The sequence below is a fragment of the Sulfuricurvum sp. MLSB genome (genome assembly GCF_000747095.1).
Taxonomy (GTDB): Bacteria; Campylobacterota; Campylobacteria; order Campylobacterales; family Sulfurimonadaceae; genus Sulfuricurvum.
The window spans coordinates 2,120-2,452 of the sequence record NZ_JQGL01000025.1 but is presented as its reverse complement, the minus strand read 5'-3'; the positions used below and the strand labels follow the sequence as shown (position 1 = coordinate 2,452).

Annotated in this window: 1 protein-coding gene; it reads right to left on the bottom strand. The window is 51.7% G+C overall.

Annotation, left to right across the window (positions count from 1 at the left end):
* Positions 1–80: 80 nt before the first annotated feature.
* Positions 81–333: hypothetical protein (locus JU82_RS03270; protein ID WP_294892078.1), on the bottom strand; the 253-nt coding region annotated here is incomplete at its 5' end.

The window sequence follows — 333 nt, the reverse complement described above, 5'->3', positions numbered from 1 at the left end:
TGTCCCGGTCTTTCAGACCGTTGATATTGTCCGATTCTATGGTTACACAGAAACGGTCTGATGATTTTCTTGGCGGCATTTCAGTTCATCCCCTGTGGCTTGTTATATCCCATATCCATGACGAGCGTCATCGCTACCCATCCCCAGATCAGGATGTACATCGCCGTCTCCATTGCGAAGAACCCGGTTGCACCTGTCCAGAGAGCGAGCACGTTGTTGATAGCGGTATGCCATCCGGTGCTTACCGTTATCGACGCAGCGAGCGCTGTGAACGATGCTAACATCGCATCCATTGCAACCCCGAACGTCATATAGAGGAGACGAACCATCAGG